Raw genomic sequence first — 24,480 nt, 5'->3', positions numbered from 1 at the left:
CGGCGTTCCCTGAAGGGCCGGGAAAATTCCGGGGAAGTCGGATCCCGTTATGGAACGGACCGTGAAAAAGGCGCATCCCCCCGATGTGGAAGGAGCGGGGAAAGGCGGTGTTTTCCCATGCGGGCCGCCCCCTGCCTGGTGGGGGGAAGGGAATTATTCCCCGTATTCCGCCCAGGAGCTGCTGGTCTCCCACACGCGGACGCGTTCCAGCGTCACGCAGTCCCTCACGGGGTAATCCCCGGAGCCTTTCCATGCCTTTTCCAGCGCATGCCGGGCGTAGTGGAAAATGGTGCGGGCCATCACTTCGCTCGTGGGGTCTTCCCCGTCAAACGGAATAATGCGTTCCCCGTAGGCGGCCACGAACGTGGCGTAATTGGGATCCTCCGTATTGACGCACAGGGAATGGTCAAACTGCTGGAGAAAATCCCCCATCATCTGCTTGATGGCTTTGAAATCCACCACCATGTCATTGGCGTCCAGCGTATCCGCCCGGAACACCATCTCCACGGAGCGTGTATGGCCATGGGGGAATTTGCAGTTGCCGGGGTGCTTGGACAGGAGGTGCCCGCTTTCCAGTTCAATGGATTTGCAAATTCGGTAAGCCATGAAGAAAGAATAACGTTTGCTGGAACGGGGGGCAATCCCAATCAGAGTATGTGCGGAGCGGCATGCCGGAGTGGCGGAGGAGCCTGGAGGCTGTCCGGAAAAACCTTTTCCGGCTTTCTCTTGTGAAGTGGCTCTGTTATGGTGATATGAATAAAACTAAAGCGTTTACCCTATGGTTTACATTTCATGGTCTTTCCTGAAGATGGGAGACAAGGCGGACGGAAAGACAGGGCTGGTCCTGCTGCTCATCTCCTTGATTCCCCTGGCACTCGTAACGTTTTTTGCCTTCATCCTGGGGGTGGGAATGCTGCTTTATGCATGGCCTGTGCTGCTGCCGATGCTTCTTCCGTTCTATCTGCCTTTTGCCCTGCGGAAGGAGGCCGTGCGGGAAATCCATTCCAGGAATATCCTGTTTGGCAGGGATCCGCTGGCAGTTACCTACCGGACGGTCGTCCGGAACTGGGTTTATGCCGTGTATGCCGTGCTTCCCGCGTTGCCTCTACCGTTCCTTGGCTGGAAGATGCCTCTGGACGGGAGCGGCAATGGAAGGGGACTGGCGGAATTTTTCCTGTTCTGGACGGCCCTGTACGCTTCTTTCCTTCTCCTCTCCGTCGTCCTGGGGAAGACGGGCTGCTTGCAACCGGTGCGGCTGCTGCTGGCCGCCTGCGCCAACCTGGCGCTGGTGCTGCTCTATTCCCTGTGCTGCTAGGAGGACAGGGGCGAACGGCAGTAAAAAAGAAAGACTAAAGCCCCTCCTTTTCCCGGAGGTTCTTTAGTCTTTCGTATTTAATTATTATATTTAAATTCGCTTAATGGGCGCAGCCGGCGCAGGCCCAGCCTTCGCGGATCTTGGCAAAGAAATCGTTGCCCTTGTCATCCACCAGGATGAACGCGGGGAAGTCTTCCACCTCAATCTTCCAGATGGCTTCCATGCCCAGTTCCGGGTATTCCAGCAGTTCCACCTTCTTGATGTTGTTCTTGGCCAGGATGGCGGCGGGGCCGCCGATGGAACCCAGGTAGAAGCCGCCGTGCTTCTGGCAGGCGTCCGTCACCTGCTGGCTGCGGTTGCCCTTGGCGATCATGATCATGGAGCCGCCGTTTTCCTGGAACAGGTCCACGTAGGAATCCATGCGACCCGCCGTGGTGGGGCCGAAGGAGCCGGAGGGGTACCCTTCCGGGGTCTTGGCCGGGCCAGCGTAGTACACGGGATGGTCCTTCATGTATTGGGGCATGCCTTCACCCTTTTCCAGGCGTTCCTTCAGCTTGGCGTGGGCGATGTCGCGCGCCACGATGATGGTGCCGTTCAGGCTCAGGCGCGTGGTGACGGGATACTTGCTCAGTTCCGCCAGCACTTCCTTCATCGGGCGGTTCAGGTCAATGGAGACGGCCTCGCTGGAGGTCATGCGCAGGGCTTCCGGAATGTACTGGCCGGGGTTGGTTTCCAGCTGTTCCAGGAAGATGCCTTCCGGCGTGATCTTGGCCTTCGCGTTGCGGTCCGCAGAGCAGGAGACGCCCAGGCCCACGGGGCAGGAGGCTCCGTGGCGGGGCAGCCGGATGACGCGCACGTCCAGCGCGTACCACTTGCCGCCGAACTGGGCGCCCAGGCCCAGCTTGCAGGCTTCTTCATGCAGTTCCTTTTCCAATTCCACGTCTCGGAAGGCGCGGCCGTACTCGTTGCCTGTGGTGGGCAGGTTGTCGTAATACTTCGTGGAAGCCATTTTCACCGTCTTCAGGCACTTCTCTGCGGACGTGCCGCCGATGACGAAGGCGATGTGGTAAGGCGGGCAGGCCGCCGTACCCAGCGTGCTCATCTTTTCCACCAGGAACTTTTTCAGCGTGGCGGGATTGAGCAGGGCCTTCGTTTCCTGGTACAGGTAGGTCTTGTTGGCGGAGCCGCCGCCCTTGGCGACGAAGAGGAAGGAGTACTTCATCCCTTCCACCGCTTCCAGGTCAATCTGGGCGGGCAGGTTGGTGCCGGTGTTCTTCTCCGTATACATGTCCAGTGCCACGGTCTGGGAATAGCGGAGGTTGTTCTGGGTATAGGCGTCGTACACGCCGTGGGAAAGCTGTTCGCAGTCGTCGCAGCCGGTCCAGACCTGCTGGCCCTTCTTGCCCACGATGGTGGCGGTGCCCGTATCCTGGCAGAAAGGCAAGATGCCGGCGGAGGCCACTTCTGCGTTCCGGAGCATGGTCAGGGCCACGCTCTTGTCGTTGGCGCTGGCTTCCGGATCGTCCAGGATGGCGGCCACCTGCTTCAGATGTGCGGGGCGCAGGAAGAAAGCCACGTCATGGAAGGCTTCCGCGGCCAGGAGGCGCAGGCCTTCCGGTTCCACCTTCAGCATGGGGTGTCCTTCAAACTCCCCTACGCTCACGTAATCGGACGTGATGAGGCGGTATTGGGTATCGTCCTTTTCAATAGGAAAAGGATCCTGATAATGAAAATCCGGTGTTGCCATAACGGGAGGCAATATAGCGGAGCCCCCCGCCCGGTTCGAGCAAAAAAATCAGGGGCGCTCCAGCCCGGAATCAATCATTAAGAAGGGTCGCTGGTCCCCCAGCGTCCGGAAGGAAGGGACGTTTTTAAAGAGCCAGGGGCAGACGGGTTCCAGGAGGTACCGGATCATGAGGTTCACGGATTCCCGGTACATGCGCTGGTCTTCCTCCGGAGTGAGGATGTAAATGGCGGAAACGGGCTGGACGGAAGTCAGCACGGGGAGTCCCCACATTTGAAGAATGGAGCGCCTGACCGTCAACTGGTAGCGCAGGTGTCCCTGAAAGACAACCGCCACGTTTACATCGCCCACGGGGCTTGCGGCTATCAGGGAACTCACTTTTTCCCGCGCCCTGGGCAGCAGCTGGCAGGCAATCGTGCCGTTCTGGTAACGTTCCGTGTATTGGATATCCTCCGGCCCGGTGATGGATTCCGGGCGGATAAAGGCGTAGGACTGGACAGGTTCCGGATAACCGGGAAAGGTGTAGGGGATGGAGCGGAACCCGCTTTTCAGGCGGATGGTTTTTCCCCGCCGGAGTTCCGGAAGAAAGCGCTGTGCCAGTTCCCTGCTGCGCGGGTGGACGGGATAAAGGGCCAGATTCTTCTTCACTTGCCGTTTCTGCTGCTCCGTCAGCGGCGGAAGCTGGGTATTGATGGCCGTGCAGATGGCATCCAGCTGGCGGTCATCCCCCAGCCCGGGGATGAGGGTGGCATGGGAGGGCGTTTCCTGAAACAAGGGCGTGGCCACAATGGCGCCGTGCAGGACGACGGCAAGCCTGTCTTTGCCTGGCCTCCATGCTGCGGATGCCTGTTTCAGTTTCCGCCATCCTTCTTCATTCCAGATGATGTTCACGCTCCCTTGATAGTCCAGGTTGGCGCGCGGATTGGGCTTCCGCCCCGGTGACGATGGGAGCGTTTCCTAGAAGCAGATACTCGTTTCCTTCGTTTTTTTCACTCGGTTGGGCCGGGCGGCTCCAGAGCCTGTATCCCGGTACGGAAAGAACCCCTTCTTCCACCAGCCGGGCGCTTTCCGGATGAATGGCGTACAGGGCCAGGTCCTGCGAAGTGAAAGGGGTGGACTGGTTAGCGGCGGCATGGCGGGTGAGCAGTTCCGCCAGCCTGGCGGCTTCATTCTCTCCGTCCAGTCCGGATATTTCAAAGAAATTGGAGAGAACTGCCTGGACGGTGGGAGCGGAGTTAACCTTCCCCTGCACAACGATCGCCAGCCTGTCGCGTCCCAGTTTCATGGCGGAGGTGGCCGTTTTCATGGCCCTTCCTCCCGTTGCATTCAGGGTAACGTTGAGATGCGCAGGCCTGCTCAGGTCAACCGCCGCCCGTTCCACGTCCGCTTCCGTGATGACGGGGGTGTTTTTCAGAAACAGGCGTTCTTTCCGCTTTTTTCCATGGTAGCCGCCGAACTCGTACTCGTATGGCGTATATCCCTCCGGGGCCGGTTTCCCTTCCCGGACCAGTTTCTCGTTGTCCGGATGCACCATCCTGATGGAGAGGGTAGGCTCGGGAGATGGAGACGTTTCCGCACGGGAGGAAAGCGGGAACCAGAATACGCCCATGAGCAAAAGGTAGAGAAGTTGATTCATAGTTAACATGATAGATCCTCCTGAATCCATTACACAAGAAAAAAGACTATAGAAGTGTTGCAAGCCCGTGCAGCAATCATGCCGGTTTAAATTGCAAAAAGGGGGGCGTTCCTGATGTCGTTAGAGGAAAAATCCCCCGGAATCTCTGGGAACCGGGGGATTCAGTCCGCGGAAGAACCATCGGGCGGCCGTTCCCGGGGTGGGCGGATCTGCCATGCTTCCCAGGATTTATTGACGCGGCTTGCGGCGTGGGGATGAGGATGGTGAAGCGGAAGAAGAGGGAGGCTTGGGCGCGCCGTATTCTTCCGGCATTTCCGCAGCCAGGGAAATGTCGTTCGCAAAATTGTCTTCGTCCCCGTAATAATTTTTCATCCTCTTCTGGGCGTCCTTGATCAGGGTGGCTTCCGCCCATTCCTCCACCGTCATATTGTCCATTCTGGCGGCTTCTTCAATGAGCTTGTAATCCTCTGCACTCAGCATGACGGCAAAAGGCTTCCAATTGGCTCTCGCCGCTTCTTTCAGTTTTTTCTCCCTTTCCGTCTTTTCCATCATGAGCCGGATGAGAGCTTCCTTGTCCCTGGGGATGGATACTTGGGCAAGCCAGTTGCGGACCGTGTTGGGAGACACGAAACATGCCGCCGCAAATTCATCGCGGCGGATGTTCTGCTGTTTCAGCCAAGCCTTGATCTGCTTTTTGAGTTCATCCTGGTTCTCACTCATGCATCCATTTGTAATGGAAATGGTGCGATTTTTCAATCTTTTTTATAAAACGTCACTTTAATGGTATATTTTCGTTGACTGGAATACCATTTCAGGTGCATTATTGCGGCGTAAGAGGGCCATTGAGGCCATTATTGCACCAAAAAAAGGATTTCTATGAAGGCGGAAAATAAGAAAAAGAATCAGAAAAAAATTCAAATCAAGGGAAAAATGCCCTTGTCCGTCCATTTTTTCCGGGATGCGGAAGCGGACGCCCTGCACGTGGAACGCTGCCAGCTGGATAAGGCTACCCTGATTGCCTGTGCCGTCAAACGTCTCCGGGAAGATTTAGGCAATGGCCCGTCTTCCGGCAAAAAACCTTCCGCATGACTCAGGAAATTTACTGGGAGCTGCTGACATGGCTGTTCCGCTCCTTCCTGGCGATAACTGCCTTCGCTTTTGTCGTGGCCGGATACCAAGCCCTGCGGTGTCGCCCGCGGCGCGGAAGCAGGCGGAGAAAGTGAGGGAGGGCAGGAGAAAGGCCTCCGTTCCCCGGGCAACGGGGTGGGGAAGGGCTTCGGAGGAATTGACTTGCCCAGCCGTCTTTCCTATCTTCCGGGAATGTCCCGCCGTCTTCCGGATGAAGCCGTCCTGTCCTCCATGAGCCTGGAAGAGCTGTGGCGCTTGTTTCCCATCATCTTAAGCGATTCCAGGCCGGAGTGGGCGGAGATCTACCGGAAGGAGAAAAAGGTTCTGGAATCAGCCGTGCCCGGTTCGTGCATCGGGCGCCTTTCCCACTTCGGGAGCACGTCTGTTCCCGGTCTGGCCGCTAAACCCATCATTGACATTCTGCTGGAAGTGCGCCCGGATTCATTTGTCTTTGAAGCGCTTCCCTTGCTGCAGAAGTGCGGCTACCGGGAGATGCACCGCGACGAGGCGCTGATGCGCCTGGTTCTGGTAAAGGGCTATACGGCGGAAGGGTTCCGGGGACAGGCGTTCCATCTGCATGTGCGGCCTTGCCGGGACTGGGACGAGTTGTACTTCCGGGATTACCTGGCTGCGCATCCGGAGGCGGCGGAGCAGTACGCCTCCCTCAAGCGCTCTTTAAAAGAGAAGTTTGAGTTCAACCGGGACGCCTATACGGAGGGAAAGGCGGAACTGATCGCCGCCATGACCCGCCGCGCGCGGGAAGAAATGCCGGGCAGGTATATTCCGGGGAGCGCTTGCTGATTTGGAGTTACGCTCTATTTTTATTAGCTGGGAAGGCGCAGGTGAGGGCTATTTAGGCAGTTTATGTAAATGAAGAGGGGAAAATCAACGATGAGGGCCGGGAGGCCCTCATTCCCAGGAGGTGTATGGTAGCCTTTCCCGGACTTTCATGCAGAATCCCTGCGGATCAGAGCGGAGAAAAAATAATTCATCCGCAGCCTCTTTTTCCTTCGGTGGTTTCCCTGCCGGGAACTTTGGCCCGCTATTTCCAGTGACCGTCTCCGGGGTTGCTGCGGGGGAGGGAAATCCGTATTGCCAGACAGGGAGAATGGCGGTAACATTCCGCCGCTATGAGTATTGAGAGTTTCGCAAATCAACATGTGCTGGAGTTGGTGGCTTATCAGCCGGGCAAGCCGATTGAGGAGACGGCCCGGGAACTGGGCCTGGATCCCCATGATATTGTGAAACTGGCTTCCAATGAAAATCCGCTGGGGCCGTCCCCGAAGGCGGTGGAGGCCATTTCCCGTGCGGCGGCCGGCGTGAATATTTATCCGGACGGCGCGGCTTTCCGCCTGCGTTCCGCCATTGCGGAATTCTGCGGCGTGGAGTTCGGCCAGACGGTAGTGGGTACGGGCAGCAGCGAGGTGATTGAATTGATCTGCCACGCCCTGTTGAATCCCCATACGGAGGTAGTGGCGGCCAAACACGCCTTTTCCATGTACCCCATCATGGCAAAATTGTTCGGGGCCGCCTATGTGGAAGTTCCCAACAAGCCGGACTGGTCCCATGATTTGAACGGTTTTTTGTCCTCCATTACGGACAACACGCGCGTCGTGTTCATCACCAATCCCACCAATCCCGTCGGCACCGTCATCGGCCAGCAGGAGATTGACGAGTTCATGGCGAAGGTGCCGGAGCATGTGCTGGTGTGCTTTGACGAGGCATACCGGGAGTTTTCCGACAATCCGCCGGATACCCTGAAGTTCGTGCGGGAAGGCCGCAACGTGATCATTCTCCGCACGTTCTCCAAGGCTTACGGCCTGGCGGGCCTGCGCGTAGGCTACGGCATTGCCCCGGAACACGTCTGCAGCATGCTGCACAAGGCGCGTGCGCCGTTCAACCTGCACGTGCTGGCGCAGGAAGCGGCCCTGGCCGCCCTGGAAGACCAGGAGCACGTGCGCCGCACGGTGGAGAACAACGCCGAGGGCATGCGCTTTTACGAACAGGCTTTCCGGGACATGGGGCTGGAATGGATTCCCAGCCAGGGCAACTTTATTCTGGTGAAGGTGGGGCAGGGCAAAAAGGTGTTCAACGACATGCTGGCCAAGGGCGTGATCGTCCGTGCGCAGGACGGCTACGGCCTGCCGGAATGGATACGCATCAGCGTGGGGACGTCGGTGGAAAACGCCCGCTGCGTTGAAGTCCTGAAAGAAGTTCTTTAAACATTTTCACCGTTGAATCTGTCTCACCTTTTATGATCTCTCCGGAACAATATATTGACGGCCTTGAATGGCGCTACGCCTGCAAGAAATTTGATCCCCAGGCCCGTATTGAGGAATCCACCTGGCACGCGCTGGCGGAAAGCCTGCGCCTCAGCCCTTCCTCCCTGGGGCTTCAGCTATGGAAGTTTGTGGTGGTTACCAACAGGGAACTGAAGGCGCGCCTGCGGGAGGTTTCCTGGAACCAGCCCCACGTGGAGGATTGCTCCCATTACGTGGTGCTGTGCGCCCGGTGGGACGCTACCCAGAAGGACGTGGACCGCTATCTGGCCCAGATTGAATTCACGCGCCATCCCTCAGCGGAAAAGCTGGCTGCCTCCGCTGATTTTTACGGCGGCTACGTGAAATCCCTGACTCCGGAAAAAATGAACACGTGGCTGGACTGCCAGGTGTACATTGCCGTGGGGTTTCTGCTCAGCGCCGCCGCCGCCCTGCGGGTGGATTCCTGTACCATCGGCGGCATGGACCGTGAGAAATATGATGAAATTCTGGGGCTGGACGGCACGCCGTACCGCTCCGTGGTGAGCGTGGCCCTGGGCTACCGGGCCAGGGACGACGAGCACGCCAGGGAAGCCAAGGTTCGCTTCCCTGCCGGGGAGGTGATCGACATCCGCGCCTGAACCGGATTCCCCTCTTACGGGGCCGGGCTGTCTTGAGGCAGTCCGGCCCTTTTTTTTCGTAAAATCCTTCTTCCTCCGTGGCCGTCCTTTGGCGGAATGGCAGGCAGCCTTTCAGCCGCTTTTTTATTTCCTTGCAAGAAAAGGGTGGATGCTGCGTAATTACAACGACTCGGGCATGCCATTCTTCCCGGAACGACACACGAACATGAACAAGAACGTACTTTTAATGATGGCCGCATTTGCGGCGGGTCCGCTGATGGGGCAGGATGCCCGGCAGATTGCCGACTCCCTCTCCATCCCGGAAATCAAGGCCGGGACCAGACAATTGCCGATGCCCAGCGCCTCCGGCGCGCAGATCAAGCTTCTGGGAGCCGATTACGAGGAACTTGTCAACAGCAAGGGGAAAATATTCCCCGTCCTCTCGGACACTCCGGTAAACGTCAGCTTCAAGGTGACCAAGGGCGGCCAGGAGGCCATCAGCAAGGACTATGAAATCACCCTGAAGGCCCCGGCAGCCGTGCAGGGCAACCCCAAGCCCCGGGTTATCCCGGAAATCCTGCAATGGAAGGGCGGCAAAGGGGAATACAAGCTGGGTTCCACCGTCACCGTCGCCTGTCCGGACAAGGAGCTGGCCCGTGCCTTTGTCGCCGACCTGGAAGACGTGCTGGGCCGCAAGGTCAGGCTCGTCTCTCCCAAGGAAAAGGCGGACATCTCCTTCTCCCTGTTCAAGGAAAGCAACGTGGGGAAGGAAGGGTACAGCCTTGCCGTGAATTCCGGCGGCATCCGCATCGGGGCACTTACCCCCACGGGCCTGTACTGGGGCACACGCACCCTGCTCCAGATGCTGCGCCAGAACCCGGCCGGCGTGCCCTGCGGCACCGCCGTGGACTTCCCCCGCTATCCGGTGCGCGGCTTCATGCTGGACATTGCGCGCACGCCCTATCCCCTCAGCTACCTCAAGGACCTGATCCGCACCATGTCCTGGTACAAGTTGAACGATCTTCACCTGGTCATCAACAACAACTACATTTTCCACGAACACTACGTGGACAACGGGCATGACCCGTTCAAGGAATCCTACTCCGCCTTCCGCCTGGAATCCAACGTGAAGGGGAAGGACGGCACGCCGCTCACCGCCAGGGACCTCTCCTACACCAAAAAGGAATTTGCGGACCTGATCAGTTACGCCAGGCGCCACGGCGTCAACATCGTGCCGGAGTTTGACACTCCCGGTCACGCGCTCTCCTTCACCCGGGTACGCCCGGACCTGATCTACAAAGGCCCCATGAACCATGAAAAACGCCGCTGTGAGATGCTGGATGCCGGCAACCCGGAGACGATCAGCTTTGTGACCAAGGTCTTTGACGAATACCTGCTGAAAGACCCCAAGCTGGGCCGCCCGGTCTTTGCCGGCTGCAAGGTGTTCCACGTGGGTGCGGATGAATTCTACGGAGACAAGGAAGACTACCGCCACTTTGCGGACGGCGTGCTCAGCCACGCCCTCAAGCGCGGCTACACCCCCCGCATCTGGGGCAGTCTCAGCGCCAAGCCCGGCAAGACCCCCGTGGTGAGCAAGGGCGTGCAAATGAACCTCTGGAGCGCCGGCTGGATGAAGGCGTGGGAAGCCGTCAACCTAGGCTACGATGTCATCAACACGAATGACGGAGCCCTTTACATCGTGCCCTTTGCCAACTACTACCGCATGGACAGGAACCACAAGGGGCTTTACAACAACTGGATTCCCAACCGCATCGGGAATGAAACGCTTCCCGCCGGACATCCCCAGCTCCTAGGGGGCACCTTTGCCATCTGGAACGATGAAACGGATATCATGCACACGGGGTACGGCCCGTATGATATCTGGGGAATGCTTGCCGGTTCCATGGATGTCCTCAGCCAGAAGCTGTGGGGGAAGGCCAAAGCGCCGGACACGTTTGAAGAGCATCGCGAGCTGGTGGCGGCCATCGGCAACGCTCCGCGCACCAACCCCCTTCACAAATGGAAGGACTCCCAGCCCTTTGCCGTCACTCCTTCCTCTCTGCCCCAGAAGCTGGACAAGCCTGCCCTGGGACCGAATTACCGCCTGACCGCGGAACTGGAACTGAACGCCGCTCCGGAAGGGAAGGAACAGGTGCTTCTTTCCGCGCCGGAGGGCGAACTGCTCGCGGTCATGAAGGACGGCACCGTCGGCTTCCGTCGTGACGACACCCTGGAATTCTCCTTCGGCGCCAAGCTGCCTGTAGGCAAAAAGGTCAAGGTGGAAATTGTGGGCGAACCGGAAAAAACCAGCCTGTTCCTGGACGGACAGCCTGCCGGAACTGCCGTGCTGAAAAGTTTTTCTGACAAATCCAAGGACTTCATTGAAAACTTCAAGAACCGTCCCAAAGTGCACCGTTCCACGTTCGTTCTGCCGTTGAACACCCTGGGGGAATCTTTCCAGGGCAAAGTGTATAACTTCAACGTTCAGCCTTTATAGCGCCTTTTGTCCCGTGCGTCCGCGCCTCTTAAAGGGGGAATGTCCGCCTGCGGCGCGGATGCACGGAAACTTGAAAAATAGGGTGATACAGGAGAAAGTCTCTGCTCTTCAGGGACGTTTGGATGATGATCTTCCCGGCGGGATGTGCGGACTTTCCAGGCCGTAAGAGGCGTTGGAGCATATGATCCCCGTTTTACAGCTTTTCAGGAAGGCCGGGTTGCCCGTCATCCATATTCAGCCTGTCAGCGCCGGATGGCCCTTCCTCCGGAAAAAACGGGCTGCTGCGTCAAGCCTTACGGTATCGTTGTTCCGGAATCCATCTCTGTCTCACGCATGCCCTTGTACCTCATGGGGCGGTAGCCGCTGCGCTCCAGCATGCGGCGGCTGAAAACGTGCTCCCCGCATTTCCAGACCGGGAGGGGTCCGGCTTCACTGCCCAGGAACGTGTCTTTTCCCGTTCCTTCCCACTGGATGAAGAGGAGCACATGGCGGCCCGGAACAATCAGAATATCCCCTGTTTTCAACTCATCCCAGGAGGGGAGGGGAATGGATAGGGCGGGGAGCTCCCGTGTGGAAAAAGGCCTGGGCAGACGCCAGCAGCGGGAGACGAAGCCGGAGCAATCCACCCCGGCGGCGAAGCGGCTGACGGCGGCATCCCCCGCCGCCTGTTTTTCCACGGTGCCCATGTCCCCGGCTGCGGCAGGGGATCCTTCGTTGGCGGCATCCGCCTTCAAACGGCGTGCGAACTGCCGCGGGGTGTCAAAGCCGCCCCATTTGTACGGCATGCCCGTGGAGCATTGGCCGGGTTTCCACCATGTGCCGGCAGGAAGTCCGGGGGCGGCTGCATCCGGCGTATCTATCCGGACGCCGTCTTCATCCACCCCGTGGCGGACATTCCGGATCGTGCCCTTCCAGGTCATGGAGGTGTAAGCCCTGCTGGTTTCCAGAGCTTCACGGCGGGTGACGGAAGAGGCGGGCGGAAGAATCTCCGGAACGCCGGGAGAACAGGCCCCCAGGAGGACGGAAAGAGTGAGCGGCATCAGGGCGTTGGTCATGGCTTGCATGTGTATCTCTTTCCTTCCGCGGCGGCAAGGATGATTGCGGAGTCATGCTTTTTGTTCCGGAAACGGTCTGGGAGCTTGACTGCATGGCGGAATATGTAAAAAAGGGATTAATGGCGGCGGAAAAGAACGGAAAAAGCTTCCGTTCCTTCCCCGCTTCCCATCCCTTGAATGATATGGACGAAGAACAGCAAATAACACAGGAACCGGTTCAGGAGCCCGCCCCTGAAAAACAGCCTGATACGACCCAGGCGACGATTACCGGGGTTTCTCCCCTGGTTGCCCTTCTTTTAGTGGGGCCCATTGGCGTGAACATCGTTGCTCCGCTGATATGCTGGCTGATCTGGAAAAATGAAAATCCCCTCGTGGACCGCTTGGGCAAGAATATTCTCAATGCCCAGATTTCCTGGACGATCTACACCCTTGTATGCATCCTGCTGTGGCCCTTCCTGATCGGTATTCCTCTGTTAATCATTGTGGGGATCGCATGGATCGTCCTGTCCATTATCACTGCCGTCAAGATAGCGAACAGGGATTACAACTACGTGATGCCCCTGACGATTACGTTCCTGAAATAACCGGCTCCCGTTGGTTCCATGTTGATGAAAAGCCGTGGGCCGTCCCTGTGCCGGCGGCTTTTCCATTGACGTTTCTTGAACGGGGAGTGGTTGGAAGGATGGAGGTAAAAAGGGCTTCCTGACACGGAGGCGGCCGGGAAGTATTTATTTCCGTTGTCGGTTCTCGTCTCTTCCTGCTATTGCGGGCGGCGGAGGGCCTGTGTGTGCCCTGTTTTCACGTTGTCCAGGGAAGACGTGAAGGCCGGCCTGTTCCGGTAAGCGATTCCGGTCAGGGTTGGAATGCGTTTTTCCAGAAGAAATGGCCCGGACGTGGGGGGAGCATGAACTTGCTGTTACTGCCGTGAAAGGCAGGAAAGGAGAGGTTGTCGGGATGTCCGTATTGCCCTGGAATGCCTGTCTGTTCTCTGGAATGCCTGACGGAGAAATGAGAGAAAATTCGTTTCGCCCGGCGATGGATTCTTTCGCCGGCTTCTCCCCACGATCCTTGGAGGTCATCCGGGAAATCTTAGACTGAAGAGAGGGACGTGAAAAAATCAACTTACGCCTGCTTTTCCTTTCCGGTCCTTTTGCCTTGGATAACGGAATGGCCTTCCATGTTCAGAACAGCATGGAAAAGTTGCTGGACGAAAGGAAGGGGAATGTCTAGCATAAACACCATACAGGGTGCTTCAAGAAAAAGAAAAACGACAATCTTGCCTGCCAGTTGTTGAAAAACTGTTGCCTTGTTTGCGCCAACCCCAGGCTCACAGAAATTCCCCGGGAGATCGGCGATTTCTATAAGTCATTGGAAACGGAAGATTGACATACCTGGAAACAACATAAAAAGCGTGGGGAATATCGCTAAGGGAAGAGGTTGGCGCAAAAAGCTGTTTGCACCATTAACTTTCAACGCATATTCCCTTCCGCCGTCGCACCCTCACGGGTGCGTGGATTGAAACCGTCCGCTTTTTCGAGGATGGCGGAGGGCACCCAGGTCGCACCCTCACGGGTGCGTGGATTGAAACTGGTACTCGCGCCCGGCCTGCGCCCGGTTCCGGGTCGCACCCTCACGGGTGCGTGGATTGAAACCACCCTTCAGCACGCGCACGCTGCTCTTCCGCCCGTCGCACCCTCACGGGTGCGTGGATTGAAACTCATTACCGGAGCCGTGTAAGACAGGTTTTAGGTGTCGCACCCTCACGGGTGCGTGGATTGAAACTCCCAGCATCCGGGCGCGGTTGGTCAGGCGCGTGTGTCGCACCCTCACGGGTGCGTGGATTGAAACTTCTCCTCCCCATCCCATTTGTGCTTTCAGATTTGTCGCACCCTCACGGGTGCGTGGATTGAAACCGAGAAAAATCTATAAGAGCCCCCACGACGAGAGTCGCACCCTCACGGGTGCGTGGATTGAAACGTTTTTCAGCAGGGCGCGCCAGGCGGTCGTAATGGTCGCACCCTCACGGGTGCGTGGATTGAAACCCGCAGAAAGGGTATGGCGCAGGGCGGAGAGCTGTCGCACCCTCACGGGTGCGTGGATTGAAACAAGCGCATCCAGATGGTGGAAACGTCCCGCGAGTGTCGCACCCTCACGGGTGCGTGGATTGAAACCGGTACACAGGGAAAGGAGAGACACGGGAACCGGTCGCACCCTCACGGGTGCGTGGATTGAAACCAGCGGTTTCTGCTCCGGTTTGAAGTATGTCCAGGTCGCACCCTCACGGGTGCGTGGATTGAAACTTGAACGGACAGCACCAGAAAGCAGCTGATCACAGTCGCACCCTCACGGGTGCGTGGATTGAAACACCACATGGGCAACGGCGAATTCTCCTTCCTCAAGTCGCACCCTCACGGGTGCGTGGATTGAAACGAGCAACCCTCTGGAAGCGCGGGTAGAGAGAAACGTCGCACCCTCACGGGTGCGTGGATTGAAACGGACCGGGACAAGCAAATCATCGTCGATCCCCAGTCGCACCCTCACGGGTGCGTGGATTGAAACAAGGGAGCCCCCGCCGGATTGTCTGCCGCCGGGGGTCGCACCCTCACGGGTGCGTGGATTGAAACGTGTTGTCGTCATCCCAATCCAGCTCCACCTGCAGTCGCACCCTCACGGGTGCGTGGATTGAAACAGTTACTGCATCATTGGCTGCCTGCTGGGATTGAGTCGCACCCTCACGGGTGCGTGGATTGAAACTTGAAAGTGATGCATTATGAACGCAAAACAAGTCAGTCGCACCCTCACGGGTGCGTGGATTGAAACCTGGGATGGAGGGGATGATACTAAACAGGATGCTAGTCGCACCCTCACGGGTGCGTGGATTAAAACTTTATATGGGCTTTCTTTTTGCCTGGCCCAGCGCCGCTTCCTACGCGGATGTTCCCCGGAAAATGATGCCGGGGTGCCTTTGTTCTTTTTTCAGAAATGAAGAGAAAGCCTGGAACAAGATGCCCAACCTTTCAGTTTTGTGAAGGCTTGCATTTTTCAGGAGTTCCTGTTTCCGGACCTGTTCAGATAGGGATCTCTTTTTCACTGCCTCCGTACATGAAAGAGTGCAGCAGGCGCGTGACCTGGTTTTGTTCCGCACGCAGCTGGGCGGAGGGGCGCAGTGCGGCGTACGTCAGGCTGTCATGCCCGGTGAATTCCCTCATGTGGAATCCCTGGAAGCTGGTCATGGGTTCGCTGTCATGGAAGAGCTTGCCTCTCCTGAGCAGTTCGTCAAAGACATGTTCCGCTTCTCTCGTGCGCGTCAGTGCGTTTTCAGGATGGGGCACGCGGATGACCAGCGCGCCGCCGTCCCCGCGGAAGTTGATGCCCGCCCCGGCCATGACGTCTGCGGAAGGCTGGCTGCTGACACTGCCCAGCAGCAGCACGCCGTCGTCTACCAGATGGATGCGTCCGGCATGGGCTTCTTCCTTCACATGCAGCACGCCGCCGTAAATGTGGGTGGACACGCTGCCGGAGAGTTTCCTGATGCGCATCAGGCCGTGCTTGATGATGAGTTCCGAGCCTTCCGCGGGAAGGTCCGCTTCCGCGGCGAACAGCCAGCCATCCGTCATGACGATTCTGCCTTCATGCTCTTTGGAGCCCTGAATGCGGCCCTGGCCCATTAGAAGGCGGCCGCCGTTGATTTCCAGGCTTCCGTTGGCTTTGCTGCCCAAGAAAACGGTCATGTGGTCCGGCAGGTTGCCCAGGAGCGTCATGGTGCCTCCGTTCCGGATGACCAGGTGGGCGGTGCGGTGGCCGTGGTCCGGCTGGTTGGGGCCTCCCACGAAAACGGGAGCGTTGATGATGTAAAGATTGCCGCCGACATCAACGGTGAGGGAATCCTGAATGTCCGTCTGGCCCTGCACCACATCGTTGTTGATGGTGACCGGGCACATGTAGGAGACGCGGTTCATGGATGAGGCTGAAAGCGGCATCATCCCGGTTAGAATGAATGGGTTGATATTGCTCATGGCGTTGGTTCCATAGTTGGTTTGACGTTTGAGGCGCGGTAGATATGCGCCAATAGTATTAGACCGTCCAGTGGGGTAAAATGTTCGGGTAAATTTATCTTATTTTCTTCCGGATGGAAAAAACGCGGTTCACTCCCATTCCACCCGGGTCAGTTCCAGTTCCCGCCCCCGGAGGATGGCCAGGGCCGGGTCTCCGCAGCCGGGGCAGATGTAGCCGTGCTCCGTGAAGGAGAACTCCGCGTTGCACGTGTCACAGCGGCACAGCGCTTCCACCCAGGTGACGTCCAGGGCGGCATTTTGCGCCGCATATGCGTCTTTCAGGGCCTGGAAGGCGAATTGAAGGGCCTCCGGCACCACGCCGCTCAGGCTGCCGACGGTCATGTGCACCCGCATCAGCCGGGTTCCCCTGTTTTTTTCCATAAGTTGCCGGGCCATGTCCAGCGCCCCTTCCATGATGCCTACCTCATGCATGGGCGTTTTTCCGCTCCTCCTGTTCCGCCACGGCGCGGGAAATGAGGGTTTCCACCAGGTCCAGCGCTTGCGGCATGGCTTCCCGCACCTCCGCGGACATGGGGCGGCAGAAGTCCGTATGCTGCGCTTCCACCCCCACCAGGGTGATGGCACGGGGCAGGGTGCCGCACAGCTGGGCCGCGCCCAGCACTTCCTTCATGCCTATCTGGTGGGGTGAAATGACGTGGGAAAAATGGCGGGGGAGTTCATCCCGGCTGCGCGTGACGACGGTTCCGGGGGGCGCCCCCGTCCTGACGGCATCCAGCAGGATGACCGTATCCGCGTCTTCCAGCAGCGGCAGCAGGGTCATACCCAGCGTTCCCCCCTCTTCCACCTGGACCAGCGGGCCGTAGTCCCGCTTCTGGAGCCGGTGGGCCAGTTCCACGCCTATGCCGTCGTCCCCCATGAGCGGGTTGCCAACGCCCAGCACGAGCACGGGATAGGCGTTTCCCTTGACGGGGCAGCCCCGGAGTTCTTCCGTGTATTCCTCAGTTTCCATGGAGGGAGCAGGTTATTCATCCCGGAATTTGACGCCCTTGCGCAGCCAGCGTCCTCCGCTGAACATGGAGGAGATGGTGCCGTCCCGGTCCACGTTCCCGGAAAGGATGGAGAGGTACACGTGGACCATGGCAAAGATGATGAAGCACCACATGCCGATCAGGTGAACCAGGCGCACATACGGAACCCCGATCAGGTCGTTCAGGGGCATGAACCAGTGATAGAACCAGTGGCGCGGCTCATACAGCGCGTACAGGGCCAGCCCGGTCACAATCATGGTGGTGAACAGGATGTAGACGCCCGTATACGTCCACTGCTGGAGGGGATTGTGGCCGATGTAGCGCGGGCCGTCATAGCTCCGCGCAAAAACGTAGTCCACCGCTGTGGCGTACAGGTCCTTCCACTGCTGCCTGGAGACGGGGAAGAGGGCGCGGAAGCTCTGGTACTTGTTGGACGCCATGAAGAAGCAGGAGAAGCGCAGCATCATCACCACCACCAGGGTCCACCCCAGCGCGTAGTGCACAAAGCGGAGCGTGCCGAACTGGAAGGCCCCGTGCAGGTCCCCCATTTTCAGGAACCACCCTTCCGCAATGCAGATGCCGGTGACGGCCAGACCGATGATGCAGAACACCCAGGTCCAGTGCAGCACGCGCAGCGGCCAGTCCCACACATGGAAGTAGCGGAAGTTCGCCTTGGCCATGGAAAGGTGGCGCACGTCCCTCATGGCGTGCATGGGCACCACGCCCAGCAGACGCCACGGAGCGCCGGGCCGGTGGACGGCTACGGCTACGGGTTCAAAGCCGGAAGGGGAATATTCCTCAAAGGCCTTGTTCAGGCTCTCTTTTTCCTGGTGGCCGACTTCACACAGCCGGGCCAGGGCCTTCAGGTTGCCGCGGGCCACCATGAAGGGGACGGCGTCCTCCTTGTCCGTGGCTTTCAGCACGGCCGTGCTGTACGGCCTTTCCCGGGAGGGTGCCTCCCAGGAGTTTTCCTGCTGGGCATACGGGAGCGCCACGCCCCGTTCCCGTGCGGCATGGAGCAGGGCCAGGTCTCCCGGGTCGCTGCTTCCGTTGGGGGAGGCGCATACGGCCAGGGCCAGGATTTCCTCCGGCGTATAGTCCGGGGCTGCCGGAATGGCGTCCTCCACCGCCAGGGTGAGGTCTTTGTCGATAAGCGTCGTTTTCACGGGTCCTGTCTGGTCAGAATGGCCTCCCCTTCCTCGTCAAACAAATGGACGGCGCAGGATTGGCACGGGTCATAACTGTGAATGGTGCGCAGGGGCTCCACCGGGCGGGTGGGATCCACCAGCGGGTGTTTCCCGGTATGGGCCAGGGAATATTCATACGGCCCCATCTGCCCTTCCGCATCCCGGCCGGAGCTGTTCCAGGTGCTGGGCACCACAGCCTGGTAGTTCGCCGTCTGGCCGTTTTCAATCCTCACCCAGTGGCTCAGGCTTCCGCGGGGCGCTTCCACCCAGCCCACGCCCTTGCAGGAGGAGGGCCAGGTTTCCGGTTCCCATTTTTCCGGGTTGAAGGTGGCGGTTTCCCCGTTCTTGATGCGGTCCGTCATTTCCTGAAGCTGGTCCACCATCATGTCCACGTTGATCAGGGCGTCCAGGGCGCGGCCGTACACGCGGCCCAGCGTGGAGTTCATGAACGCGTTGTCGCGCGGCAGGCCCAGCCTGTCGCAGGCTGCGTCCACCCGTTCCACGATGGCGGGCACGCCCTGGGCGTAGCCGATCATCATGCGGGCGTTCGGGCCCACGGCCATCGCGTGGCCGTCATAGCGCGGGGCTTTCACCCAGGTGTACTGCGGATGGTCCGAGACCCACTTGTAGGGCGGCCTGGGGCCGTTGTAATCCGCGTTCGTTTCCCCGTCGTACGGAGCCAGTCCCGCGTCCCGCCCTTCCGTGTACTTGTACCAGGCGCTCGTGACGAATTCCTTGATCTTGTCCTGGTCAAAGGGGAGGACGTTTTTATAATCCCCGTTCAGCAGAACGCCGGGTTTGATCAAGCCCTTGCCGGCGGGAGCGCCGGTGTTGATTTCAGACGGGCCCCCGGTGCAGAATAAATTGGGGTTGGACGCGCCGATGTGGGCGTAATCCTTGTAGAACCCGGCAATGGCCACGATGTCCGGGTAATACACCTTGTGGATGAAATCATGGCAGGTCTGCACCAGCTGCTTCAGGTAGCTCAGGGAAAACTGGTTGATGGCCTGGTCATTGTTCATGTTGATGGCGCAGGCCATGCCGCCCACCAGGAAGTTCGGGTGCGGATTCTTGCCGCCCAGGATGGTGTGGATCTTGATCATGTCCCGCTGCCAGACCAGGGCCTGGAGGTAGTGGGCCACGCCCAGCAGGTTCACCTCCGGCGGCAGCTTGTAGGCGGGATGGCCCCAGTAGCCGTTCGTGAAGATGGAATACTGGCCGTGGGCGATGGAGTCCTTCAGCTTTTGCTGCACTCCGGCAAAGTACGTGGCGGAGGACAGAGGCCAGTCGGAAAGGGATTTGGCAATGGCGGCGGTTTCCCTGGGGTCCGCCTTCAGCGCGGAGACCACGTCCACCCAGTCCATGGCCTGGAGCTGGTAAAAGTGGATGACGTGGTCCTGGATGCCCAGGGCTCCGCTGACCAGGTCCCTCATGAGTCTGGCCTGGATGGGCACGGGGTATTGCAGGGCGTCTTCCACCGCGGCCAGGGCCGCAATGGCGTGCGTGCCCGTGCAGACGCCGCAGATACGTTCTACAAAGGCCCATACGTCCCGGGGATCCCGCTTGCAGGCGATCACCTCAATGCCGCGGTACTGCGTGGTGGACGTCCAGGCGTTTTTGATCACGCCGTCCCCGGCTTCCATTTCCACGCGCAGGTGGCCTTCAATGCGTGTGACCGGGTCAATGACGACGCGGCTGGATTCCGGAACGTCCGCTGATGTGTAGTTACTCATGGTAATCTGGTAGTAAAGGTGTCCTTATTCTTCCGTTTCCTTGTCAGGGGTGCCGGGGGCGTCCCCGAAGGCGGGAAGCGCCACGTTTGCCTCTTCCTTCATGTGCTGCTTTTTATAATGGATGGCGGAACCTACGGCATGGGCGGCAATGGCCGTGCCAGCGGCCGCCACGCCCACGGCGCCAATCACGTTGGCGGAGGCCTCCACGCCGAAGCCGTTCACGTTCGGCAGCGTCTTGTAGAAGGGAGTCATGCGGTCAAAGAAGTAAAGCTCCGTGCAGCCGATGCATGGATGGCCGGACTGAATGGGGAAGCTGACGCCTCCGTTCCATTTGACGATGGGGCAGGGGGAGAACGTGTCCGGCCCCTTGCAGCCGACTTTGTACAGGCAGAAGCATTCCCTCGCGTTCTCGTCGTCAAACACGTTGACGAACTGTCCGGCGTCAAAGTGGGCACGGCGCGGACAGTTGTTGTGAATGCGGGTGCCGTACGCCATCAGGGGGCGTGTTTCCAGATCGCATTCCGGGGCGCGGTCAAAGGTGAGGATGTACATGATGACGGCCGTGATGACGTCCCCGATGGGCGGGCAGCCCGGCACGTTGATGACGGTGCGGTCCGTCAGGATGTCCCGTATGCCTACGGCCCCGGTGGGGTTGGGGCGGGCGGCCTGGATGGAGCCGAAGTACGCGCAGGAGCCCACCGCCAGGATGTAGGAGGCGTTTTCAGCGCAGTGGCGCAGCATGTGCTCCACCGTATCCCCGGCCACCGTGCAGTACACGCCGCCGTCATTGACCGGAACGGATCCGTTGATGACGAGGATGTGGGGCTCCTTGATCGCTTCTTCCAGCGCCTGGTTCGCGGCTTCTCCGGAAGGGGCCATGAGCAGTTCCACATAAGGCATGGAAACGGCGGAAAGCACCATGTCCCCTATTTCCTCATTGTAACTGCGGATGGTGCTTTCCAGGCATCCGGTGCATTCCTGGAGCTGGAGCCAGATGACTACCGGGCGTTTCAGGCCAGCCATCTTGTCTGCAATCTCCTGGGCGTTGGAAACGCCTCCGGTTACGGTGGCTACGCCCATCAGGGCGATCATTTTCAGACACCATTTGTTGAATTCACGCCGGCTGACGCCGCGGCGCTCCATGTGTTCCCCCAGGGTTTCTCCGGGGCGCCATGTGGTTAGGATCTCATGATTCAGGGAGGCCTGCTCCGCCTCCTGCATGGAAGGTTGCTGAGTGCGCTTCATGTGCGTGGTCCAAATAAATCGTTTCCATTTAGACACATTTTCCAATAAATGCGATCAATATTTTCCAATTTTCCAGCGGGAGTTCCTACCAGGACCAGACGTTCTGGATTTGGAAGACTACGGCCGTCTGGCCCCTGCGGCCGTTGACGGGATTCTTGACCAGCTGGATGTCCGGCTGGAGCGTCATGGTGGGCGTCACCTGCGCTACATAGGTCAATTCAATGCCGTATTCATTCTTGTTCACGTACGGGCCATTTTTCTTGGCTCCCTGCTGCCAGAGGAATCCCAGGCCCAGGTAGCCGTCATTGGAAGCGCCTTTTCCTTGGAAGGGGGAAAGAAGCACCAGCCCCGTGGTGGCCGCACAGCGCACGCCGGTAAGCGTGGCGGCGTCCTCACTGGCCCAGCCGCCGCGGAAGAACCAGCCCAGGTGGCTGTGGCGTCCGAGCTGCTGCTGGAAGTTGACCCCCACCCCGCCGCCGTTTTCACTGTCGCTGGTGGTGAAGAAGGGCTGGAGGCGGTACACGCCCGGCCCCCATCCGCAGAAATCCTCCGCCACATAGCCGAACTCAAGAACGTTCGTCCAGTTGTCCGAATTCATGTTCTTGAACGGGTTGTGGTTCTGGGTCATGTTGTTGGCGGCGGTGGCGCCCATCACATAAAAGGAGGTGGTGGGCTGCCATGCGAAATGGAAGCCCAGGGAATTGTCCGTCAGGGGCAGCATGGGGTTGTTGCCGAAAACGCTGTTGGTCAGGTTGTTGTTGTGGGAGTTGGCGTAGGCGTTGTGGTCCATGTAGTTGGTGGTGTCCAGCTGGCCCGCCATCAGCAGGAGCTTCCCGCCTGCTCCCACCCATGCCAGGCTCAGGTTGCTGAGGTGCGGGTCCGGCCCCTGGAAGGAGCTGGTGGGGTTCTGGAGGGAGCCCAGAGTGGTCTGGGGGCCTTTCCTCCCTTCATTGAAGTCAAAGCCGTTGCCGAAGTCGAACTCGGAGGCCAGATACAGGCCGCTGCCCGTGGAGTTGTTGCGGAAAATGGTGATATTGCTCAGCAGGGAGCCGTTGTAAGAGGGGAAATCCGTTTTTCCGGTCAGGCCTCCGCCCGTCAGTCCCGTGTAGTTGAATCCGAACTGGGCGGAATAGGTGATGCCGTATTTGGACAGGGCGGTCTTAAGCTTCTGCGCCCCGGTGGAGATCATGTCTTCCCGGATCCAGGCATTCGGTTCCACGCAAGTGTTGCCAAAGACGTAGGAACTGTCCAGATACGGCATCATCTTCAGCGGCTTGGGCGCAAACCATTCAATGCCGGGGACGGAGGGCCTGCCTTCATGCTGGAGAAGCACGCTGGGCTTGGTGGGAACACCGGGCGTCCTCTTGGTGATTTGTTCTTCCGGCCGCATCCCCTTCAGGAGGCTGGGGCTTATTTCCCTGCCTTCCAGGGCTTTCACGCGCAGGCCGCGTTCCGTATTCAGATAAGGGGCCGCGGTTACGGGCGGCGTGGCCTGCTGGGCCAGAACGGGATCACAGGAGGTCACGACAGCAGCCGCGCACAAGGAGGGGAGCATGACATGTTTCATATAGACAAACAGACAAGGCTGCGCCTGCAACTGTCATAACTCAACTGGAATGCTGACACGAATACTGTTTTTCCTTCTTTCCGGAAAAAGAAGGAGGCGGGATTTCTCCCGCCTCCGGCAAATAGAATGATAGATGGTTTTTCGTTCAGACGCGTCTGCGGCGCATCATGAGGGCGGCCAGTCCAATCAAGCTGAGGGACGCCGCGGCCGGTTCCGGAACCTGGGTTACTTCGATTCCCGTCAGGATGGGATTCCAGTTGACGATGCTTTGTCCATCCGTGCTGCTGATGAAGTTGCATTTGTCATCAGCCTTACCGTTTGTCTGAACCGTGACTCCTGGCCTGGCAAGCCCCTGGGAAATGGTAACGGTATTATTTTCTTGGGAAGATGTAACAGCGTTCTCTCCTCCTGCATTATACAGATAGGTTACGCCGGAGCCCCCTGTAACCAACTTCAGCGTGTCTTCTGTGACCGCCAGAAAACGGTAGGTGCTGCTGGCGTCCAGAATCAGAGGGGAAGCTCCATCCGTAGCTGAGAAAGTGAAAGTGGGATTGTTTACGGCCGTTCCTGTATTAGTGCTTTTACCGATTACGGTATTGTCAGCTAAATTCAGCACCAGCAGACCGTAAGTTACATTACTTCCGTAGCCAGTACGGCCCGCAATGGTCAGCTGGTTCAATTGGACGTCACCGGTGAGGGAAGGTGGAGAATCACTGTTGGACGGGGACAGGACGCCAGAACTGAGAGATAACTGGAATCCGTACACCTGGGCAACGCCGGTGCTACCCGTTTGCTCGGTTTGGTAAGTAAATACCGTTGCCGCGTGGGATACTGAAGCCAAGGCGGATACGGCCAATAGTAAGGTAATGGTTTTTTTCATACTGGGAAATGAATGGATAAAATAGAGAATAAAGAATGGTATTCCTGATAACGATTGAAATTATAGCGGATTCTTAATCCGGGTGGTTATTCACCTTCCGTGTATAAATTGGATAACCTTCTTATTATCATGTAGGAAATTTTAATAAAAAAAGACCAACGGCTATGTATTTTGTTAATATGGAATGACTTGGGTTACCTTATAAGTTTGCTTCTTAGTATTTAGCATTGTTGACGGATTAAGAATTCGTCATCTCTTTAAGCGGAGCATAGATTCCGGGCTCAATGACGAAGGAGCTCCGGTTGACGCTCACATGGAGACGGCGAGCTTTCCTGTTTTTCTGAAATTTCTTTTATGGAAGTCTATGGTCGAAAATACCGGAACGAGATTCATGATTCATCTTTTTCTGCGGCGTGCAGAAAGAACAAATATGGTTTGTGAACTTAGGAATGCATTAGCTTGATTTTGATGCATCCATGGCATGAGGTGATATGGACGAAGGGAATAAATAAGAGGAGCCTGCGGATTTGAAATATAAAAAACTGTTTGCCTGTACGGATTTCTAATCCGC

At 58.2% G+C, this 24,480-nt stretch carries 21 protein-coding genes and 1 CRISPR repeat array; of the genes, 7 read left to right on the top strand and 14 right to left on the bottom strand.

Annotated features, from left to right (window positions below; translation table 11 throughout):
- Nucleotides 1-153: 153 nt before the first annotated feature.
- Entirely contained in the window at nucleotides 154-606 is a 453-nt protein-coding gene (locus LIO64_RS01675; RefSeq protein WP_290547717.1) for a 6-carboxytetrahydropterin synthase, read from the bottom strand.
- A 172-nt stretch (nucleotides 607-778) separates the two neighbouring features.
- Here LIO64_RS01675 and LIO64_RS01670 point away from each other — a divergent pair, with 172 nt between their 5' ends.
- Nucleotides 779-1,315, top strand: a complete 537-nt coding sequence (locus tag LIO64_RS01670; protein ID WP_290547716.1) for a hypothetical protein — start codon at nucleotides 779-781, stop codon at nucleotides 1,313-1,315.
- A gap of 100 nt (nucleotides 1,316-1,415) precedes the next feature.
- Here LIO64_RS01670 and LIO64_RS01665 read toward each other — a convergent pair whose 3' ends face one another.
- The 4 genes from LIO64_RS01665 to LIO64_RS01650 form a co-directional block, all read right to left on the bottom strand.
- Entirely contained in the window at nucleotides 1,416-3,062 is a 1,647-nt protein-coding gene (locus LIO64_RS01665) for a fumarate hydratase (RefSeq protein WP_290547715.1), read from the bottom strand.
- 48 nt (nucleotides 3,063-3,110) lie between these two features.
- A complete protein-coding gene (locus tag LIO64_RS01660) occupies nucleotides 3,111-3,950 on the bottom strand; it encodes a hypothetical protein (RefSeq protein ID WP_290547714.1) in 840 nt (279 codons plus the stop codon).
- A complete protein-coding gene (locus tag LIO64_RS01655) occupies nucleotides 3,931-4,695 on the bottom strand; it encodes a hypothetical protein (protein WP_290547713.1) in 765 nt (254 codons plus the stop codon). The genes LIO64_RS01660 and LIO64_RS01655 overlap by 20 nt, the downstream gene beginning before the upstream one ends.
- A gap of 228 nt (nucleotides 4,696-4,923) precedes the next feature.
- A complete protein-coding gene (locus tag LIO64_RS01650; RefSeq protein ID WP_290547712.1) occupies nucleotides 4,924-5,415 on the bottom strand; it encodes a hypothetical protein in 492 nt (163 codons plus the stop codon).
- 216 nt (nucleotides 5,416-5,631) lie between these two features.
- On the opposite strand from LIO64_RS01650, the gene LIO64_RS01645 reads away from it, so the two are divergent.
- From LIO64_RS01645 to LIO64_RS01625, 5 genes are all read left to right on the top strand, one after another.
- The gene (locus LIO64_RS01645; RefSeq protein WP_290547711.1) at nucleotides 5,632-5,784 is read left to right on the top strand and encodes a hypothetical protein; all 153 of its coding nucleotides are present in this window, start codon (nucleotides 5,632-5,634) and stop codon (nucleotides 5,782-5,784) included.
- 69 nt (nucleotides 5,785-5,853) lie between these two features.
- Nucleotides 5,854-6,624 (top strand): GrpB family protein, encoded by a 771-nt coding sequence (locus LIO64_RS01640; RefSeq protein ID WP_290547710.1) that lies wholly within the window; start codon nucleotides 5,854-5,856, stop codon nucleotides 6,622-6,624.
- A 329-nt stretch (nucleotides 6,625-6,953) separates the two neighbouring features.
- Nucleotides 6,954-8,045, top strand: a complete 1,092-nt coding sequence (hisC, locus tag LIO64_RS01635) for a histidinol-phosphate transaminase (protein WP_290547709.1) — start codon at nucleotides 6,954-6,956, stop codon at nucleotides 8,043-8,045.
- 32 nt (nucleotides 8,046-8,077) lie between these two features.
- On the top strand, nucleotides 8,078-8,722 hold the full coding sequence (locus LIO64_RS01630) for an NAD(P)H-dependent oxidoreductase (RefSeq protein ID WP_290547708.1): 645 nt from the start codon (nucleotides 8,078-8,080) through the stop codon (nucleotides 8,720-8,722).
- A gap of 205 nt (nucleotides 8,723-8,927) precedes the next feature.
- Nucleotides 8,928-11,198 carry a family 20 glycosylhydrolase gene (locus LIO64_RS01625; RefSeq protein ID WP_290547707.1) on the top strand — a complete coding sequence of 757 codons (2,271 nt, stop codon included), beginning with the start codon at nucleotides 8,928-8,930 and terminating at the stop codon, nucleotides 11,196-11,198.
- Nucleotides 11,199-11,491: 293 nt separating this feature from the next.
- Here LIO64_RS01625 and LIO64_RS01620 read toward each other — a convergent pair whose 3' ends face one another.
- The gene (locus LIO64_RS01620; RefSeq protein WP_290547706.1) at nucleotides 11,492-12,253 is read right to left on the bottom strand and encodes a hypothetical protein; all 762 of its coding nucleotides are present in this window, start codon (nucleotides 12,251-12,253) and stop codon (nucleotides 11,492-11,494) included.
- Between the two features lie 53 nt (nucleotides 12,254-12,306).
- Here LIO64_RS01620 and LIO64_RS01615 point away from each other — a divergent pair, with 53 nt between their 5' ends.
- Nucleotides 12,307-12,837, top strand: a complete 531-nt coding sequence (locus tag LIO64_RS01615; protein ID WP_290547705.1) for a DUF4870 domain-containing protein — start codon at nucleotides 12,307-12,309, stop codon at nucleotides 12,835-12,837.
- Between the two features lie 907 nt (nucleotides 12,838-13,744).
- A CRISPR array of direct repeats spans nucleotides 13,745-15,139; the repeat unit is 31 nt; unit sequence GTCGCACCCTCACGGGTGCGTGGATTGAAAC.
- A gap of 182 nt (nucleotides 15,140-15,321) precedes the next feature.
- Here LIO64_RS01615 and LIO64_RS01610 read toward each other — a convergent pair.
- From LIO64_RS01610 to LIO64_RS01575, 8 genes are all read right to left on the bottom strand, one after another.
- Nucleotides 15,322-16,269 (bottom strand): hypothetical protein, encoded by a 948-nt coding sequence (locus LIO64_RS01610; RefSeq protein ID WP_290547704.1) that lies wholly within the window; start codon nucleotides 16,267-16,269, stop codon nucleotides 15,322-15,324.
- Nucleotides 16,270-16,398: 129 nt separating this feature from the next.
- Nucleotides 16,399-16,740, bottom strand: a complete 342-nt coding sequence (locus tag LIO64_RS01605) for a hydrogenase maturation nickel metallochaperone HypA (protein WP_290547703.1) — start codon at nucleotides 16,738-16,740, stop codon at nucleotides 16,399-16,401.
- Nucleotides 16,733-17,278: a HyaD/HybD family hydrogenase maturation endopeptidase gene (locus LIO64_RS01600; protein ID WP_290547702.1), complete on the bottom strand. Its 546-nt coding sequence runs from the start codon at nucleotides 17,276-17,278 to the stop codon at nucleotides 16,733-16,735. Before LIO64_RS01600 ends, LIO64_RS01605 begins: the two co-directional genes overlap by 8 nt.
- Before the next feature lie 12 nt (nucleotides 17,279-17,290).
- Entirely contained in the window at nucleotides 17,291-18,463 is a 1,173-nt protein-coding gene (locus LIO64_RS01595; RefSeq protein WP_290547701.1) for a cytochrome b/b6 domain-containing protein, read from the bottom strand.
- Entirely contained in the window at nucleotides 18,460-20,217 is a 1,758-nt protein-coding gene (locus LIO64_RS01590; RefSeq protein ID WP_290547700.1) for a nickel-dependent hydrogenase large subunit, read from the bottom strand. The genes LIO64_RS01595 and LIO64_RS01590 overlap by 4 nt, the downstream gene beginning before the upstream one ends.
- Before the next feature lie 24 nt (nucleotides 20,218-20,241).
- Entirely contained in the window at nucleotides 20,242-21,462 is a 1,221-nt protein-coding gene (locus LIO64_RS01585) for a hydrogenase small subunit (protein ID WP_290547699.1), read from the bottom strand.
- A gap of 85 nt (nucleotides 21,463-21,547) precedes the next feature.
- Nucleotides 21,548-23,017, bottom strand: coding sequence for a carbohydrate porin (locus tag LIO64_RS01580; RefSeq protein ID WP_290547698.1), 1,470 nt, complete (start codon nucleotides 23,015-23,017; stop codon nucleotides 21,548-21,550).
- A gap of 157 nt (nucleotides 23,018-23,174) precedes the next feature.
- Nucleotides 23,175-23,909, bottom strand: a complete 735-nt coding sequence (locus LIO64_RS01575; RefSeq protein ID WP_290547697.1) for a PEP-CTERM sorting domain-containing protein — start codon at nucleotides 23,907-23,909, stop codon at nucleotides 23,175-23,177.
- Between the last annotated feature and the right edge of the window lie 571 nt (nucleotides 23,910-24,480).

This window comes from Akkermansia sp. (assembly GCF_020860705.1).
Lineage (GTDB): Bacteria > Verrucomicrobiota > Verrucomicrobiia > Verrucomicrobiales > Akkermansiaceae > Akkermansia.
The sequence above is the reverse complement of the archived record's forward strand: the minus strand, read 5'-3'. Positions and strand labels throughout refer to the sequence as shown.